The 15,844-nt window shown below is 53.4% G+C and carries 18 protein-coding genes and 1 pseudogene; 6 read left to right on the forward strand and 13 right to left on the reverse strand.

Features of this window, described 5'->3' with window-relative positions; genetic code table 11:
• Positions 1-3: 3 nt before the first annotated feature.
• Entirely contained in the window at positions 4-966 is a 963-nt protein-coding gene (locus tag EL29_RS22470; RefSeq protein WP_028716066.1) for a HesA/MoeB/ThiF family protein, read from the forward strand.
• Between the two features lie 13 nt (positions 967-979).
• On the opposite strand, the pseudogene EL29_RS22475 reads toward EL29_RS22470, so the two are convergent.
• From EL29_RS22475 to EL29_RS22485, 3 genes and pseudogenes are all read right to left on the reverse strand, one after another.
• A pseudogene (locus tag EL29_RS22475) lies at positions 980-1,448 on the reverse strand (GNAT family N-acetyltransferase).
• Between the two features lie 49 nt (positions 1,449-1,497).
• On the reverse strand, positions 1,498-2,100 hold the full coding sequence (locus tag EL29_RS22480; protein WP_019105887.1) for a LysE family translocator: 603 nt from the start codon (positions 2,098-2,100) through the stop codon (positions 1,498-1,500).
• 53 nt (positions 2,101-2,153) lie between these two features.
• Positions 2,154-2,528, reverse strand: a complete 375-nt coding sequence (locus EL29_RS22485) for a VOC family protein (protein WP_019105888.1) — start codon at positions 2,526-2,528, stop codon at positions 2,154-2,156.
• A 66-nt stretch (positions 2,529-2,594) separates the two neighbouring features.
• On the opposite strand from EL29_RS22485, the gene EL29_RS22490 reads away from it, so the two are divergent.
• Positions 2,595-3,008 carry a YybH family protein gene (locus EL29_RS22490; protein WP_014333262.1) on the forward strand — a complete coding sequence of 138 codons (414 nt, stop codon included), beginning with the start codon at positions 2,595-2,597 and terminating at the stop codon, positions 3,006-3,008.
• Positions 3,009-3,070: 62 nt separating this feature from the next.
• Here the strand turns inward: EL29_RS22490 and EL29_RS22495 are convergent, their stop codons facing one another.
• On the reverse strand, positions 3,071-3,484 hold the full coding sequence (locus EL29_RS22495; protein ID WP_014333261.1) for an ASCH domain-containing protein: 414 nt from the start codon (positions 3,482-3,484) through the stop codon (positions 3,071-3,073).
• A 53-nt stretch (positions 3,485-3,537) separates the two neighbouring features.
• Positions 3,538-4,089, reverse strand: a complete 552-nt coding sequence (locus EL29_RS22500) for a DsbA family protein (protein WP_013027999.1) — start codon at positions 4,087-4,089, stop codon at positions 3,538-3,540.
• A gap of 354 nt (positions 4,090-4,443) precedes the next feature.
• On the opposite strand from EL29_RS22500, the gene EL29_RS22505 reads away from it, so the two are divergent.
• The 3 genes from EL29_RS22505 to EL29_RS22515 all read left to right on the forward strand — a co-directional run bounded on the left by EL29_RS22505 (position 4,444) and on the right by EL29_RS22515 (position 6,697).
• The gene (locus EL29_RS22505) at positions 4,444-5,028 is read left to right on the forward strand and encodes a flavin reductase family protein (protein WP_014333259.1); all 585 of its coding nucleotides are present in this window, start codon (positions 4,444-4,446) and stop codon (positions 5,026-5,028) included.
• A 12-nt stretch (positions 5,029-5,040) separates the two neighbouring features.
• The gene (gene ahr / locus EL29_RS22510; RefSeq protein ID WP_014333258.1) at positions 5,041-6,057 is read left to right on the forward strand and encodes an NADPH-dependent aldehyde reductase Ahr; all 1,017 of its coding nucleotides are present in this window, start codon (positions 5,041-5,043) and stop codon (positions 6,055-6,057) included.
• Positions 6,058-6,169: 112 nt separating this feature from the next.
• Positions 6,170-6,697, forward strand: a complete 528-nt coding sequence (locus EL29_RS22515; protein ID WP_013027996.1) for a sterol desaturase family protein — start codon at positions 6,170-6,172, stop codon at positions 6,695-6,697.
• Here the strand turns inward: EL29_RS22515 and crtB are convergent.
• The 6 genes from crtB to EL29_RS22545 all read right to left on the reverse strand — a co-directional run bounded on the left by crtB (position 6,636) and on the right by EL29_RS22545 (position 13,170).
• Positions 6,636-7,565 (reverse strand): 15-cis-phytoene synthase CrtB, encoded by a 930-nt coding sequence (gene crtB / locus EL29_RS22520; protein WP_013027995.1) that lies wholly within the window; start codon positions 7,563-7,565, stop codon positions 6,636-6,638. The two genes, EL29_RS22515 and crtB, sit on opposite strands and share 62 nt — an antisense overlap.
• On the reverse strand, positions 7,562-9,040 hold the full coding sequence (locus EL29_RS22525; RefSeq protein WP_014333257.1) for a phytoene desaturase: 1,479 nt from the start codon (positions 9,038-9,040) through the stop codon (positions 7,562-7,564). The genes crtB and EL29_RS22525 overlap by 4 nt, the downstream gene beginning before the upstream one ends.
• Before the next feature lie 11 nt (positions 9,041-9,051).
• Entirely contained in the window at positions 9,052-10,200 is a 1,149-nt protein-coding gene (gene crtY, locus EL29_RS22530) for a lycopene beta-cyclase CrtY (protein WP_014333256.1), read from the reverse strand.
• The gene (locus tag EL29_RS22535; RefSeq protein WP_028716067.1) at positions 10,184-11,479 is read right to left on the reverse strand and encodes a glycosyltransferase; all 1,296 of its coding nucleotides are present in this window, start codon (positions 11,477-11,479) and stop codon (positions 10,184-10,186) included. The genes crtY and EL29_RS22535 overlap by 17 nt, the downstream gene beginning before the upstream one ends.
• Before the next feature lie 9 nt (positions 11,480-11,488).
• Positions 11,489-12,397, reverse strand: a complete 909-nt coding sequence (locus EL29_RS22540; protein ID WP_014333254.1) for a polyprenyl synthetase family protein — start codon at positions 12,395-12,397, stop codon at positions 11,489-11,491.
• A gap of 242 nt (positions 12,398-12,639) precedes the next feature.
• Positions 12,640-13,170, reverse strand: a complete 531-nt coding sequence (locus EL29_RS22545) for a YtfJ family protein (protein ID WP_014333253.1) — start codon at positions 13,168-13,170, stop codon at positions 12,640-12,642.
• Between the two features lie 167 nt (positions 13,171-13,337).
• Here EL29_RS22545 and EL29_RS22550 point away from each other — a divergent pair, with 167 nt between their 5' ends.
• Positions 13,338-13,556: a helix-turn-helix domain-containing protein gene (locus EL29_RS22550; protein WP_014333252.1), complete on the forward strand. Its 219-nt coding sequence runs from the start codon at positions 13,338-13,340 to the stop codon at positions 13,554-13,556.
• Between the two features lie 59 nt (positions 13,557-13,615).
• Here EL29_RS22550 and EL29_RS22555 read toward each other — a convergent pair whose 3' ends face one another.
• Together EL29_RS22555 and EL29_RS22560 are read right to left on the reverse strand one after the other, a co-directional pair.
• The gene (locus tag EL29_RS22555; protein WP_014333251.1) at positions 13,616-15,352 is read right to left on the reverse strand and encodes a DUF2534 family protein; all 1,737 of its coding nucleotides are present in this window, start codon (positions 15,350-15,352) and stop codon (positions 13,616-13,618) included.
• A gap of 63 nt (positions 15,353-15,415) precedes the next feature.
• Positions 15,416-15,844 (reverse strand): DUF2946 domain-containing protein, encoded by a 429-nt coding sequence (locus EL29_RS22560; RefSeq protein ID WP_013027988.1) that lies wholly within the window; start codon positions 15,842-15,844, stop codon positions 15,416-15,418.

Here is a 15,844-nt window from a genome sequence, read left to right on the forward strand (position 1 = left end):
GATATGGCACGTTATCAACGACAGACAATGCTGCCAGAAGTGGGCGAGCAGGGGCAGCAGGCTTTGTCCGCTGCCCGCGTCTTAGTGGTTGGCGCGGGTGGACTGGCTTCCACGTTATTACCGCTCCTGGCGGGCGCTGGCATCGGTTATATCCGGCTCTATGACGACGACGTCGTGGCGCTGCATAACCTGCATCGTCAGACGCTATTTACGACTGCCGATATTGGCGAGCCAAAGGTGTTTTGCGCCCAACGTGCGCTGGCACAGCGTAATACTGATACGGTGGTTGAAGCACATCCCGTAGCGTTACAGGCAAGTCGTATTGAAGAAGCACTGGTGGATATTGATTTGGTTATCGACGCTGCGGATAACTTCGCGGTGACTTATCTGCTTTCCGACAGCTGCTTTGCCCGTAACCTACCGCTGGTTTGCGCTTCGGTGCTGGGGCGACAGGGTTATGCAGGCAGTTTTTGCGGCGGCGCGCCCAGCTATCGCGCACTGTTCCCACAATTACCCAAAGCCTCAGGTAACTGTAACACCGCAGGCGTGCTGGGCCCGGCGGTTGCCACCCTTGGCGCCTTACAGGCGCAGATGGCGCTCAGCATTCTGTTGCACCTGTCGCCCTCACCACTGGGCTGCATGATCAACTGTGATTTTGTCTCATGGCAACTGCGTCAGTTCCGGTTCGATAATGCGCCTGAGCCCAAAAAGGCCGGCATCCCGTTTATCGATCCTGCTTTGCTGACCCCCGATGACTGTGTGGTGGATCTACGGGGGACAGAGGAAGCACCTGTCAGTGTCAGCCAGTATGCACAGCGGATATTGCCACAGCACATTGCCGGCTGGCAGCCGCCCGCGGATAAACGCATTGTTCTGGTCTGTGCCAGCGGCATGCGTGCTGCTCAGGTCGCGTTGGCCCTGGAGGCACGTGGCTGCCAGCGGCTGGCGATTATTGCAGATCGGTAATACAGGCGGCTGATCACGTCTGGGCATCGCGGTTGGCCTGATAAATATCGGGCCGGGTGATTGTCCAGGCATAGTCGGGTTTGTTTACCGGCTGGTAGCCAAATTTTTGATATAACCAGGGCGCGGTTGAGGTGAAGAGCAACAGCCGGCGCAATGTGTTAACCACGGGATGTGACTGACAGCATTCGATCAGCCATCCGCCCAGTCCTTTGCCCCTGGCATTCTTCAAGTACATAGACATCGCACAGGTACGCAAAGGTCGCGTAATCAGTAATGAATCGCGCAAAGCCAATCTGCTGCTGCTGATGAAAAAGCCCAAAATTCAGGCTGTTTTCAATTGACCGCGCGACCGTGGCGTAATCAATTCCCGCTGCCCAACTTGAACGGGTGAGGTAACGGTGTATTGCCCCGATATCCATCTGCGACTTATCCGTCGTAACGGCATACTCGCCGTTATGCCAGTGCTGAACAGGTGCCATCATTTTTCCCGTATTCCTTGTTTAAGTATGAGAGTCGGTGGCGAAAGACCTGTCAGGCGATAAGAGTGCGTACGACAATGCCGATAAGCAGTAATCCACCACCGATATTGACGTAGCGTTTCAGCGCGACAGGATTGATTTTTTGCGCCGAGAAGACCAGCGCCTGGCTGAAGAGCGCTAACCACAGGCTCATCACGACAATGTGCACTGTTGCCAGCGTCAGAAAGGCATCAATACCGGCCCTGTCGCCAACAAACTGTGAAACCACCGTCAGGTAAAACAGGATAGCTTTGGGGTTAGCGACATTAGCCAGCCACGCACCTTTAACGGTAATTGCGCTACCCGTTGTCTTCAGCACGAATGCCGTGGTCCTGACGCCAGTGATAAATAAAAGGCCGCCCAGCCAGAACAGGTAAAGTACGCCAGCTATTTTTAACAGGGCAAACAGCGCGGGGGACGCAACCAGCGCTGTCGACAGGCCCAGACCGATCAGCAAAGCATGCGTATAAATACCCAGCGCGGTACCAAGCAGCGTTTTCACCAGCCCCCTGCGGCCAGCCGTAAGCGCGCTGTTCATCGCCAGCGTGAAACTCGCGCCGGGAGAAAGGGCAATCGGTAGAAGCGCAGGCAGAAACCCTGTCAGGTTAATCTCCATCCGCCACCGGCTTGTGGGAGCGCTTCAAGGCGCACACCAAATTCGTTAAAAAATTATGCCGGATTATAAAAAGCACACAGCTTATTGCCGGTTGGATCCCGCAGATAGGCGACGCATCTTCCATCCGTTTCTCTGACATGAGGCGGTGTTTCAGCCGAAGAGCCGCCGTTTTCGAGACCTTTTTGATACCAGTTGAAAACGTCTTCAGAGGAGGCCATGGTAAAGCCAATGGTACCCCCGTTGGCAAAGGTCGCGGGCTGGCCATTAATGGGCTGAGTGATAATAAAACGCTGGTGATTTTTAACGTAAAAAGGGCGACCCAGGGCATCAATGCCCTGATCTTCGCAACGGATCACAGCAAAAACAGCATCGTAGAATTTTTTAGCTTGCTCAATATTATCCGTACCAACAACCATATGGCTAAACATACATAACTCCTTTTTAACATTGATGGCGATATACTTAGCACACCCGCTATGTGTGAGGAAGAGCTGATGAATGACCATCCCGTTTTAGAGGTTGTCAGGTTATGCGACCGGGCGATATCAGCCGGTAATTATGATGCCCTGATGAAACACTATGCTGCCGATGCCAGCCTGGTTGTGAAGCCCGGAATGACCGTTACGGGTCGCGTAGCCATTCGTCGCGCCTTTGAAGCGATTGCAAATTATTTTCAGCATCAGCTGGTGGTAGAGCAGGGCAGGATGGAGGTCATTGAGGGCGCAGGCACCGCGCTGGTGATTATGGAAACTGTGCTGCGCTATCCCGATGGGCAGGGACAGTCCGTAGAAAGCACCCGCCGGGCCACCTATGTATTTCGCCTGGAAAGCGATAACCAGTGGCGCTGCACCGTGGATAACTCCTATGGCACTTCGCTACTGGATCCTGTACTGAGTGAGCAGGGCTGATTTTGGTATGCACTGCGTGATTTAGGCCGTTAATCCGGATAGCGTGCGGATTAACGGCTGATTCAAATGACTTCAACAAGTTGAAAGGTCTCAAATATCAGTTCCATTTCAGTGCTAAATCCACCGTTACGCTGAAAAAAGCGTTGATGTTCACGCTGCCAGTACTCAAGGCTCAGGTCACCTTCGCCTTCCATCATGGCCATCTCCGGCGTAACGCGATCGAAGCGTGTCACAAACAGCCCCGTCGTCCTGATGACGCAAACCGGATTATCCGCGCCGTTTAAGATGATGCTATAGCCGCCGGGTTGCGGTTTCACGTCATCTTCATACCAGCCTTGCAGAGAACTGCAGGTGGCGATTTTTTTGCCGGTAAGGACCAACGTGGCCAGTTCATTGGCCAGATCGGGTGAATCGCCAAACGACCAGGCCAGCGCGTCAGGGTATTTCGTTTTAATCTGTTCAAGCGTCATCGTCATATTAAGTCCTTTTACAGCAGGGCCTGAATGGCTGCTTTTGGGCAGCAAGTCTGTCAGGCCAGAATACGTTTTGCCCACTCATCAACCGTATCGCCACTGCCGATATCGGGCTGCACCAGGCCATTAATCATAAAGGTGGGTGAAACATGAATACCGTTCTGGCGGGCATATTTACAGTGCCATTTGATCAGGTTTTGCAAATCAGGCCGGTCAAATGCCGCATAAGCATCGACGCCGCTGTACTCTCTGAGTCTGGCGAGAAGCTGATTAGGCGTAACGTCTCGGTTTGGACCACGACAATGGTCTGCAAACTCAAAGGCTTCCCGATGATCGGCAACGGCCTGTAGAACCGCTTTAGCCGCCGCTTTACTTTCTACCGATGCCGCGAGGATGTAGCGCACGATTACGCCAGAGTACATGTGCCAGGGCTGCGACTGAAGATGAATTTTGAGTGTCATTTTATCTTCACCAACCTGCTCTAACAGCGCATCGAATTTGTTAAACGCGCGTACAGAGAAAGGGCAGGTGGGTTCGATAAAAACCTCAAACACCTGTGGACCTTGTCCCCAGACAAGAGGTTCAGCCTGTAGCTTGTCATTGTTCATAGCAACTCCCGTTACGATGGTTAAAATCTGCTTCACTGACTGTGACAAACTTACGCTTATTCTGCCAGGTGATCCTGCCAGCAGCCGTGAATGCAGACTGATAAGGATTAGTCTTATTTCTCATCTTTCATACCAAACCGAACTAAAATTATCCCTTCAGCGGTTCCGCTTGTCGTGCAACCTGTTTAAAATTTCAAGATTGTTAAATCATGATATTAAACACTATTTTGTCAAGCTAAGGCACAAAGCGGCAAGTTCATCTGAGATAAAAACCGCTAGAGTACCGGATTCATCAACCTGCAAACCGGGTGTACTGGCGTTATATTGCCTGACCCAGTCATTAAGGATTTTCGAATGTCGCACTTTCGTCCTGTCGCGCTGGAACACGCAAGCCGTTTGCTGAACCACGGACCGACTATATTAATAACCAGTCGGGATAGTCAGTCACAGCGTCGCAACATCATGGCCGCAGCCTGGTCCGTTCCCGTCGAATTTTCGCCGCCGCGGGTAGCGATTATTGTGGATAAATCGACCTGGTCACGTGAGCTGATTGAAGCCAGTGGTGCATTTGGTATTTGTGTCCCTGCCGCGCAATTTGTCGATCTGGCTTATGCCGTTGGCAGCACGACCGGGCGCGACCAGGATAAATTTGCGGCTTTTGATATTCAGGCCAGCGAGAGTCAACACTTCGGTGTGCCTCTGTTGGAGGAGAGCTGTGTAGCGTGGATGGAATGCCGTCTGTTACCTGAAACCGAAGCGCAGCAGGCGTACGACACGCTGTTTGGTGAAGTGGTCACCGCTGCGGCAGACAATCGGGTTTTTTACGATGGTCGCTGGCATTTCGATGACAGCAACTCAGCGCTACACACTTTACATCATCTTGGCGGCGGTCAGTTCGTGACAGTTGCAAATACGCTGACCGCCAAAACAACGCGTTAAATGAGGTACAGAATGACAATTAAGAGTTACGCAGCCATGCAGGCGGGACAAGCACTGGAGCGTTACGACTATGATCCCGGCCCGTTAGACGCTGAAGATGTAGAAGTTGAAGTTGAATACTGCGGCGTATGCCACTCAGATCTGTCGATGATCGATAACGAATGGGGAATTTCCGCGTATCCCGTTGTTGCCGGCCATGAAGTGATTGGACGCGTGGCTGCGCTTGGCGAAAGTGCCAAAACGAAAGGCCTGAAAGTGGGACAGCGCGTGGGCATCGGCTGGACAGCCAAGAGCTGCCAGCATTGCGATCCCTGCATCAGCGGCGATCACGTCAACTGCGCCAATGGCACCACAACCACGATTGGCAACAATGGGGGCTTTGCTGACAAACTGCGCGCCAACTGGCAGTGGGTTATCCCATTACCTGAAAAGCTGGATGCGGCCACGGCCGGCCCTCTGCTGTGTGGTGGGATTACCGTCTTTAAACCCTTACTTATGCATAACATTACCGCGATGAGCCGCGTCGGCGTGATCGGTATTGGTGGTCTGGGCCACATCGCCATAAAGATTCTGCACGCGATGGGCGCAGAAGTGACGGCGTTCAGTTCTTCGGCCAATAAGAAGCAGGCTATTCTGGACATGGGCGCCGATCATGTGGTGAACAGCCGCGATCCGGAAGCTTTAAAAAGCCTGGCGGGCCAGTTTGACCTGATTATCAGCACGGTCGCCGTCGATCTCGACTGGCAACCCTACTTTGCGGCCCTGGCGCCTCGCGGTAAGTTCCATACCGTGGGTGCCGTACTGAAGCCGTTTGACGTGCCGGCTTTCAGCCTGATTTTAGGCGACCGCGCCGTGACGGGTTCTTCAACCGGTTCACCTGCGCAGCTGCGTTCACTGCTGAAGCTGGCTGGCCGTACAGATATTGCGCCGACAGTGGAGTACTTCCCGATGTCGAAAATCAACGATGCACTGGACCATGTTCGTGCAGGTAAAGCCAACTACCGTGTGGTTCTGAAAGCCGACTTCTGATCCCTGGCGCGCCTTTCTGGCGCGCCTTTTTCCCTTCCCGCCGCCAGATCGGCTAATCTCTGTTAAAATTGAATCCTTAAGCCTGCTGCCAGACGTCTCTACCGGAGAAATTATGTTGTGGATTTGGAATGCCCTGATCGTTTTCGTTACCGTGATTGGCATGGAAGTGGTTGCTGCACTGGCACACAAATACATCATGCACGGCTGGGGTTGGGGATGGCATCTTTCACATCATGAACCGCGTAAAGGTGCGTTTGAAGTTAACGATCTTTATGCCGTGGTTTTTGCTGCATTATCGATCCTGCTGATTTATCTGGGCAGTACAGGAATGTGGCCGCTCCAGTGGATTGGCGCAGGTATGACGGCGTATGGATTACTCTATTTTATGGTGCACGACGGGCTGGTGCATCAACGTTGGCCATTCCGCTATATTCCACGCAAGGGCTACCTCAAACGGTTGTATATGGCGCACCGTATGCATCACGCCGTCAGGGGCAAAGAAGGTTGTGTTTCTTTTGGCTTCCTCTATGCGCCGCCCCTGTCAAAACTTCAGGCGACGCTCCGGGAAAGACATGGCGCTAGAGCGGGCGCTGCCAGAGATGCGCAGGGCGGGGAGGATGAGCCCGCATCCGGGAAGTAAGGGCCTGACCAGAGGCGGCCAGCAGCAGCGTTAATTTTTCGGGCGTGGTCGTTGACTGCCGCTGATCCCAGGCTTGCTGACCGGCCTGTTCAACTTTGACACCTATTTTCCGGTAAACCTGCTTCGCCGTAGCGATTGCCCAGGCCGAACGCAGGGGCAACCCAGCCAGGCCCGCTGTGGCAGACAAATAGTAAGGTTCTGCTTCCTGCACCAAACGACGGGCGATACGGCTCAGCGCCTGACGGTTTTCAGGTGCCGCATAATTCTCTTTGTTCAGACCTTCATGCTCCAGCCAGCTTGCCGGCAGATAACAGCGGCCCGCATGCGCATCGTCCACAATATCGCGAGCAATATTGGTCAACTGAAATGCCAGCCCAAGGTCACAGGCGCGGTCCAGCGTGGCGTTATCCCGTACGCCCATGATTTGCGCCATCATCAAGCCGACTACGCCTGCAACGTGATAGCAATAGCGCAGCGTATCGTCCAGTTGGCTGTATTGCGCTTCGCGTACATCCATGGCGAAGCCTTCCAGATGATCAAACGCGTAAGCCGGGGCGATATCATGAGCCATAGCCACTTCCTGAAAAGCCGCAAACGCCGGTTCGTGCATCTGCGATCCTGCATAGGCTTGGCGCGTTTTCATCTCAAGTTGCATCAGACGTTGTTCGGGCGTTTGTAAGGCTGGCTGCCGGGCCTGGAAGCCCAGCGTCTGATCGTCAATAACATCGTCACAATGGCGGCACCAGGCGTAGAGCATCAGTACGCTGCGCCGGGTTTTTGCATCAAATAACTTTGAGGCTGTCGCAAAACTTTTCGAGCCAACTGCCATCGTTTCGACCGCATGATTGAGTAACGACGGATTATTCAAATCAGATCCTCCAGCATCAAACCTGCTGTCGCTTTTGCCGAGCCGATGACGCCAGGAATGCCTGCGCCGGGATGCGTGCCTGCGCCGACCAGGTAGAGATTAGTAATGGTTTTATCGCGGTTATGCGGCCGAAACCAGGCGCTCTGGGTAAGAACGGGCTCCACAGAAAAGGCTGAGCCCTGATAGGCATTAAGCTGGTCGCGAAAATCAAACGGCGTAAACATCCGGTGCGTGACCAGCTGACTCCGTAAGCCAGGCATGTAATGCTGCTCAAGGTACTCAAAAATACGGTCGCGTAGTTTTGGCCCCTCAACCGTCCAGTCGAGGTTCGCGGTGCCTAAATGCGGCACCGGCGCCAACACATAGTAACTGCCGCAACCTTCAGGCGCCAGTGACGAATCCGTGACACAGGGCGCGTGCAGATAAAGTGAGAAGTCTTCTGCGAGGCCATCATGATTAAAAATCTCGTCAATCAGTTCGCGGTAACGCGGGCCGAAACAAACCGTGTGATGCGCGAGCTGATCATGATGGTGATTCAAACCAAAATAGAGCACAAACAGAGAGTTACTCATACGCTTAGTCTGCAGTTTGTTGGACTGCTTAACCGCGGCAGGGTGCTGGCTTAACAGGTCGCGATAGGTATGAACCACATCTGCATTTGACGCGACGGCTTGCGTCAGGAACCTGCGACCGTCCTCTAAATGCACGGCTTCAATCTTGTTTCCTGTCGTTTCCATATGGCTGACTCTGGCGTTTAACACGAGTTCGCCACCCAGATCCTGAAACAGCTTTATCATCCCCTGAACTAATGCGCCGGTGCCGCCACGCGGAAACCAGACGCCCCACTCACGTTCCAGCGCGTGTATCAACGTATAAATGGATGAGGTGGCGAAGGGATTGCCGCCCACCAACAGCGAGTGGAAAGAAAACGCCTGGCGCAGATGTTCATCTTCGATGTAACTGGCAACCTTACTGTAAACGCTTCTCCATGCCTGCAGTTTCGCCAGTTGAGGTGCGGCGCGAAGCATGTCTCTGAACGATAAAAAAGGGACAGTACCGAGCTTCAGATAGCCTTCTTTAAACACCGCGCGTGAATAGTCCAGAAACTGACGATAACCTTCGACATCGCGGGGATTAAACTGCTGAATCTGCGCTTCGAGCCGGGTTTGATCGTTATCGTAATTAAAGACCTTCCCTGACTCCCAACACAGGCGGTAAAACGGCGTAACCGGCAGCAGTTCGACATACTCTTTTAACTGTTTTCCTGCCAGTGCAAACAGTTCTTCAATGGCACTGGGATCGGTGATAACCGTCGGGCCTGCATCAAAGGTAAACCCCTGATCCTCGTAGACATAAGCCCGACCGCCGGGTTTATCACGTTGTTCAAGCAGTAAGACGGGGATCCCCGCAGCCTGTAGACGAATTGCCAGTGCCAGGCCACCGAAGCCTGCACCAATTACCGTAGTTGGTTTCATGTAGTCGCTCTTTAACGATGAGTCGTCATAATGGCTTGCAATGCTGCTAATACCGGAACAGGCGGCTTGCCGCTCAGAATACGTAGCCGATCGGTCAGCGTGAGTTTTCCCGCATAAAAACGGGCAATTAAATCTTCAGGTAAACCATAAAAACGCTGCATAACCCGCCAGCGTGAATCGGCGGGTCCGGCTAAAAACAGCATGCGATTCAACATGCGAAAAAAGCGCTGCTGCTGCCAGCGCTCGCGGGCAAAATGCGTAATGGCCTGGTGAATTGAGGCCGACGTAAAGACATCAAGTGCGCTCAGGCGGTCGGCCACGGCAACCGCCAGCGGCAGTGAATAGCCGGTGGTAGGATGGAACAGACCGGCACGTAATCCACTACAGGCCAGGGGGCGCTGCTGCCAGAATGCCTCGGCATTGCCCGACAGGGTGATGGGTAAGGCGCCCTGTTCTTCACGCAGCAATGTCTGAAGCTGCCAACCCTGTTGCGCGGCATAGTCGCAAATATTTTGCCGCGCGCGTTCAGGATCTAATGTCGCATTATCGATATAGTGCGTGTCTTCAATTAACAATCTGGTCGGCGAGAGCGGCAGGCTGTACACGAAGCGATAACCATTTTGCTGATCGACCGTGGCATCCATGATAATGGGAGACGATAAACCATGCGGTTGGCTCAATCGCCATTCCTGGCCAATAAACGCCTGGAAGCCCACGCTCAGTGCTGAGTTTGCCGCATAACCCCGCCCGTCAATCACCGCGCGTGCACCGATAACCTGACCCTTTTTCAACCGAACAGATTCCGCATTAACCTCTGCGACCGCGGTATCCATCCACAAGTGCGGGCCAAACTGTCGCTGTAAAACCTCAGCGAAACGCTGAGAAGTAATACAGAAGTAGCCGCTGTTCAGCTTACGACGGCGTGTGGGAAAGCGCACCTGATAGTCGGGCCAGTGATGAACCACCAGCGGAGCTATCCAGCGATGTTGGCTCTCAGTCAAATCATCGTGGTGAAATGACCACGTATGATTCCCGCCCGCCTGGGGTGCGGCGTCGATAAGCAAAATACGCATATCAGGTTGCTGCTGCTGAAGACGCAGGGCGATAAGGCCATTCGCGAGTCCAGCCCCCACGAGAATCAGATCATAATGCGGTTGCATAGCCGCTCCCACTTAAGACAGGCTGACCGGTGCGCATAACCTGCTCAATGATATCGGCAGCGGCCATGGTGCCCCCTGCCAAACGAAGGGCGGTCTGGATTTTCGCCATGCGCTGCTGAAAGTCGAGGTTGGTCAGCAATGAACGCATCTGACGAGCCAAAGCATGGCTGGTGGTAAAGCGGGAAGCACGCTTGCCGATGCCGTGATAAACGATGCGTGACGCGACGCCGGGCTGATCAAAGGCCAGTGGAAGCGCTAAAAGGGGCGTCCGGTAATTAATCGCGTCCAGTACCGTATTCATTCCGCCGTGGGTGATCGCCAGCTGCGCCTGTGACAGCGCGGCTGACTGATCGGCAAAATCCACCACCTGTGTATGACGGCTTCGCGCCAGTTCTTCACTCTGAGAGTCCGTAAGACGACCACAGTGGGCTAACAGGAGCTGACCTTCAATTTCTTCACAGGCTTTCACTATCGTTTTAAACAGCCCATAACGATGCCCCTGAAGCGTGCCCAGCGAGGCGAAAATCCGGGGTTTTTCTGAGGATGTAAAATAACGGGATGAAGACGTTGACTGTGCGTGCGTTTCGCGCAGAGGCCCGACGGCATGAAAACAAGCCGGTAACGCTTTGCGGGGAAAATCCAGTTCAGGAACAAGCTGGCTGATTTGCGCCAGTGGCGAAAAACACTGGTGAAGCTTTTGCCGGGGGGCTAAGCCCATTCTGTGGCTGTGTTCGGCAATGACACGGTCATGACGACGCATTAGCCAGTCATAAATTTTTTCACTGGCGGCATAACGTTCGCGAGCCGCGTCGCTGGTCCCGTATTCGAAAGGCATAACCGCCAGGGGCATATCCGGTTCACGATTGAGAGGCAGCGCGCAGGCGACAGAGATAAACGGCAGTCCCAGTGCTTCAGCAACGAGCGCGCCTGCCGGTTCCATTTGATCAACAATGACGCCATCTATCGCCAGATCGTTAAATGCCTGGGGGAGTTCGCGGCACAGCATATCGGTGGTGCGCGCCATTTCATTGATGAGCTTCAGCATTGACGGCCCCAGAGGATGAGCCGCCAGGTGTAGCACGCGCGTTAACGCGCCGGGGGGATGGCTGTCTGTCCCGACGGCATGAAATCCAATGGTTTCGCTATCGATCAAGTGTTTAATATCGTATTGCTGAATAAAGGTCACCCGATGACCGCGCGCGACCAGTTCCTGAGCGAGATTCTGTAATGCGCGAACATGACTGTAAAAAGGCGGTGCGATCGCCGCGAAATGGCTCATGCAGCATCCTTAACTGACGGCCGCGAGTTTTTTGTCAAACCAGGCCTGAATAAAATGTTGAGTGGCGTGCCCGTGTTGGCAGGCCGCAGAGAGATGCTCACTGGCAAGATGAAGATGTTGTCTCAGACGTTCTTCAACCGCCCTCGGGCCTAACAGATTGACCAGCGTCGATTTACCGGCGTCCTGATTGCTATCCTTACCGGTGTCGGTCATGCCATCGGTCAAATCGTCCAGCAGTTGAAATGCCTGACCAAGATCAAGTGAAAAACGATGCAGGCAATCACGCGCTTCGCTGGAGGCATTCGCAACAATCGAGGCCATCTGCATGGAGGCACAAAACAGCGTGCTGGTTTTAAAGTGATTCGTCATCAAAATAGCTTCAGCGCTGCGCGGCTTATCCCCTTCAGACAGGTCCTTGAACTGACCCTGAACCAATCCTTGCATGCCGATGGCGTTTGACAGTTCAGATACCGCCCGATTTTTTGCCAGCGGCGTGAGGCCATCTGCATCGGCAATTACGCCAAAGGCTTTACTCAGCAAGGCAACCGCCGCCAGTATTGCCACATGCTCTCCGTAATGAGAATGAATGGTGGGGCGTCCGCGCCGCAGCTTCGCATCGTCCATGCAGGGCATATCGTCAAGGATCAGCGAAGCCGCGTGGACCATTTCCACCGCACAGGCCAAATCCAGTAATCCGTCATGGCTGACAGCGCAACCCAGATCGCGGGCGGTCAGCAACAGCAACATGGGGCGAATACGTTTTCCCGGTGCCAGCGCACCTTCACGCATCGCGGCACCCACAACATCCCGTTCTCCCTCCACGGGCAATAACTGATCAAGGCGTCGATCAATATCAGCCAGTAACTGCTCCGCAGCATCGCGAGTGAGATGAACGTGTTTTTTTGCGCAGACCGTCATTCGGGCTGTCCTTATAAACGGATACATTTACGGCAACGCGAAAGATGCGGTGCCCTTCAAAAAGACGCTTAATCTGCCATAACATGGTTGGCAGGCTTACCCGTTATTTTACATTTAGGGTTACAGGTTTTTTTTGCTAAATCCACATCGTTAATACTAGTTGAGCTTGTGGAAAAGGTGGAAAATTCATAAACCTCCGTCGGATTGGCAGACCGTGCGGTACCTTTACCGGGTTGCCAGGATCAGCCTGTCAGCGCACGTAATGTTGCAATGACCTGAGAAACATCATCCGCACTGAGCGCCGTGTCTTTCGCAAACTTTACCTGACCATCAGGGTCCAGCACGATGACAGCGGCACCTTCTGGCTTAAGCTGCCAGCGATGTTGTGCCACGCCGCTACTGTCGATAATAAATTGTTGCCATGGTGAGGCTTTTTTACTGGAGCGGATACTGTTAATCACAAACAGACTGCTGCCAGGCAAAGCATCATCTGTATTCACGATGGTTGTGGTCTGGAACCGGTCTTGTGGCAGGTTGGCGCGCTGCAGGGCCGCAATAAGCGGGGCGGACTGCTCTTTGGCCGACAATCGTCCTGCAACATGAATAACTAAACGTGTCCGACCCGGAAGAGACAGGCTGTTCCATTTTTGATAGTTAACCTTGCCGCTATCCAGCCGCATTTCACCTTTATCCGCAATAAAAACCGACGGAAGGGGCTGCCCGATGACGATGTCATGCGCGCTGGCCCAGCAGGAAACGAGCAAAAGCGCCATCAATCCATAACGTTGCACAGTCTTATCCCTGTTTTTAGGATCTGAGTTACCAGCTTAGCAACTTTATTCACTTTCAACTGTTTTATGCCCAAACCTGTTTGAGATCAATATAGCCGGGGGAGGCCTGAACAAAAATGCATCAGCAAGTGAAGATCAGGAGGTGAAAAATGCACTCAGATCGTATGACATTATCTGAAATGGCAGCCTATCTAGGGGTTTCGCAGGCAACCCTGGTCAGGGCGCTTTGTAATGAGGGGGCGTTAGAGGGTGTGCCGCTTCCCGAAGGACTGGATCATCTGCCTCTGACGCAACGGCACTGGTTAAAAGAGGATGTCAGCCAGTTAAAACACGCGTTGCAACGCGTTCACGATATCCATCATGATTAAAGACCCGGCTTACCATGCATTCTGATTCATCAAACGCCCGCATAATGCGGGCATTTTTATTACTTGCCCTGCTCGTCACTTTCACCCAGGAAAAAATACCAGAGTGGAATCGACATTAAGCCGGTAAATACGGTGGTATAAAGCAGAATCATCATGGCCTGAGTGATATACATCATTATCGTCCAGTCGCTGAACGGAATATTGTATTGCTCAATTACGCCACTCACCATGGCGCGTGCCATAACGGTTCCCACAATAATTGCCAGAATGACCACGCTGCGCAGGAAATAACGCATCTCTTTACGCTTAACGGCAAACCGGGATTGAACAATCGCCAATGGAGACTGCTTATCCAGCGGCGTGACAACCTCCTGACGTGAAGCACGCTGTGCTTTCCGCCAGCGCTGGATATCAAGCAGTAAGAAGGCCAGTAAACTCACGCCCATCAACGGCAGCGCATAACCGAATGCGAGAGCCAGGATCAGGCTGGTCCCCTGCTGATAGCGCGGTAAGGCCTGCCATGCTGCCAGCAGCGTTTGCGCGGGATTGGCCTGCGGTAATGCCGGGCGGCGAATCCACCACATGCGATAACCCAGAACGATCATCGCACATAACCCCGAACCAAACAGCGCCAGGATGAGTTGGTTCGGTAGGCCGAACAGCACGCCCATATGTGCATCTACGCCCCAGCGTGTCAGCTTCGCGACCAGCGGAAAATGGGCAAACTCCACGTGATCGACAATGCTGAAGTCATCAGGATTAACGGAAACCGAATCGACCTGACTTGGCCAGCGGCGATCGATCTCACTCACAGTCCATGCCTGACCGGCACTTTTCGGCTGGCGTAATTCAATTTTTGCCGCCTTGATACCTGCGCTACGTGCGGCCGCCTCGACCCTGTCCCAGTCAGCATCAGGCTGATTAAGGATAACGGGTTTGTCGGTCTTATGACCCGGCATGCCGGGCAGGGTGCCGCCCATTGCCATACCGTCCATCGTGGCATGATGTTCGGCATGAGGATCGGCAGCCACCACCGGTGCATCGCCATTTAGCGCTGTTCTGACCTGAGGCGTCAACCAGCCAAAATCGCTGCGCATTTTATCAATATTACTGCCAGCCCACTGTGACCAGGTTAATCCCGTTACCGAGAAAAAGACCAGACCAAGGGACAGGACTAAGCCGAGCGTAATATGCCAGGAACGCGTTAATAAAAAGCCAGAACGCGGCTGTCTGACTTTGCGCCGCGGACGCGTCCCCAGCCACAGCAGAATGCCACCCAGTGCCGCAACCCATAACCATGACGCCGCCAGTTCGCTGTAATTACGGCCAACATCGCCCAGCAGCAGACCGCGATGAACCTGATCGAGCCACATGCGAAGAGGTAATACGCCGCTGGTGCCATAAACCGTCATGTCCCCTTTTACAGCGAGCGTATAAGGGTCGATAAAAACAGAACGCGATTCTGAAGGGCCTGACTGCGGCTCTGAAAACTGCACACGCGTCGTGTCGTGTTCGCCCGGAGCGGGCCTTACGGCATAAATCCGGGCATTACCGGCATAACGCCTGGCCGCACTAATTTGATCGGAAAGCGGCTTTGCAGTGCCCTGGGCGTTGGTGGTGAGTGCATCTTTATAAATCAGGTTCTCTAACTGCGGCGTAATGACATACAGCGTGCCGGTTAATGCCGCAACAAAAATAAAGGGCGCAATAAACAGGCCAATATAAAAATGTAAACGACGAAGAACATTCAACATCGCCCCGCGTTGAGGAAGATTGTTTTCCCGTGAAAAAGTCATAGCGATTCCATATTTTCAGAATACCGGGCTTTTCCTCCTGCGCCATGGCGTAAGAAGAAAAGATCACATCAAGGAAATAAACAACCGGGGCAACGGTGGTGCGCGGGGTCGATAAATACCGTTCAGGCGCGGTAACGCCAGGCGCGCAATGTGCCGGGGCGGAGGAGCGCGACAGGTCAGGCAGATCAACCAGATGAAGGGAATAAATACCCACAACATTAACGGAACATGCACCAGCAGATCGCAATAACCGCAGGCGAGGCCGTCGTTCATCATACTGTGATCGGTCATCGCCATATCGCTGTGATGATCCATCATCGGCATATCCGCACTCATGCCTGACATCGTCATCGCATCATGGCGTTCAGCAAGATTTTTTGATACCACAGGTGCAATAAACAACAGCAGTACAGCCAGTATCGCAATACAGGCGCTCAGTCGTTGTTGTTTACAGCGGGTGGATTTCATCATCAGAACAGGATAGTTATTCAC

Origin of the sequence: Pantoea ananatis LMG 2665, assembly GCF_000710035.2 — a bacterium.
Classification (GTDB): domain Bacteria; phylum Pseudomonadota; class Gammaproteobacteria; order Enterobacterales; family Enterobacteriaceae; genus Pantoea; species Pantoea ananatis.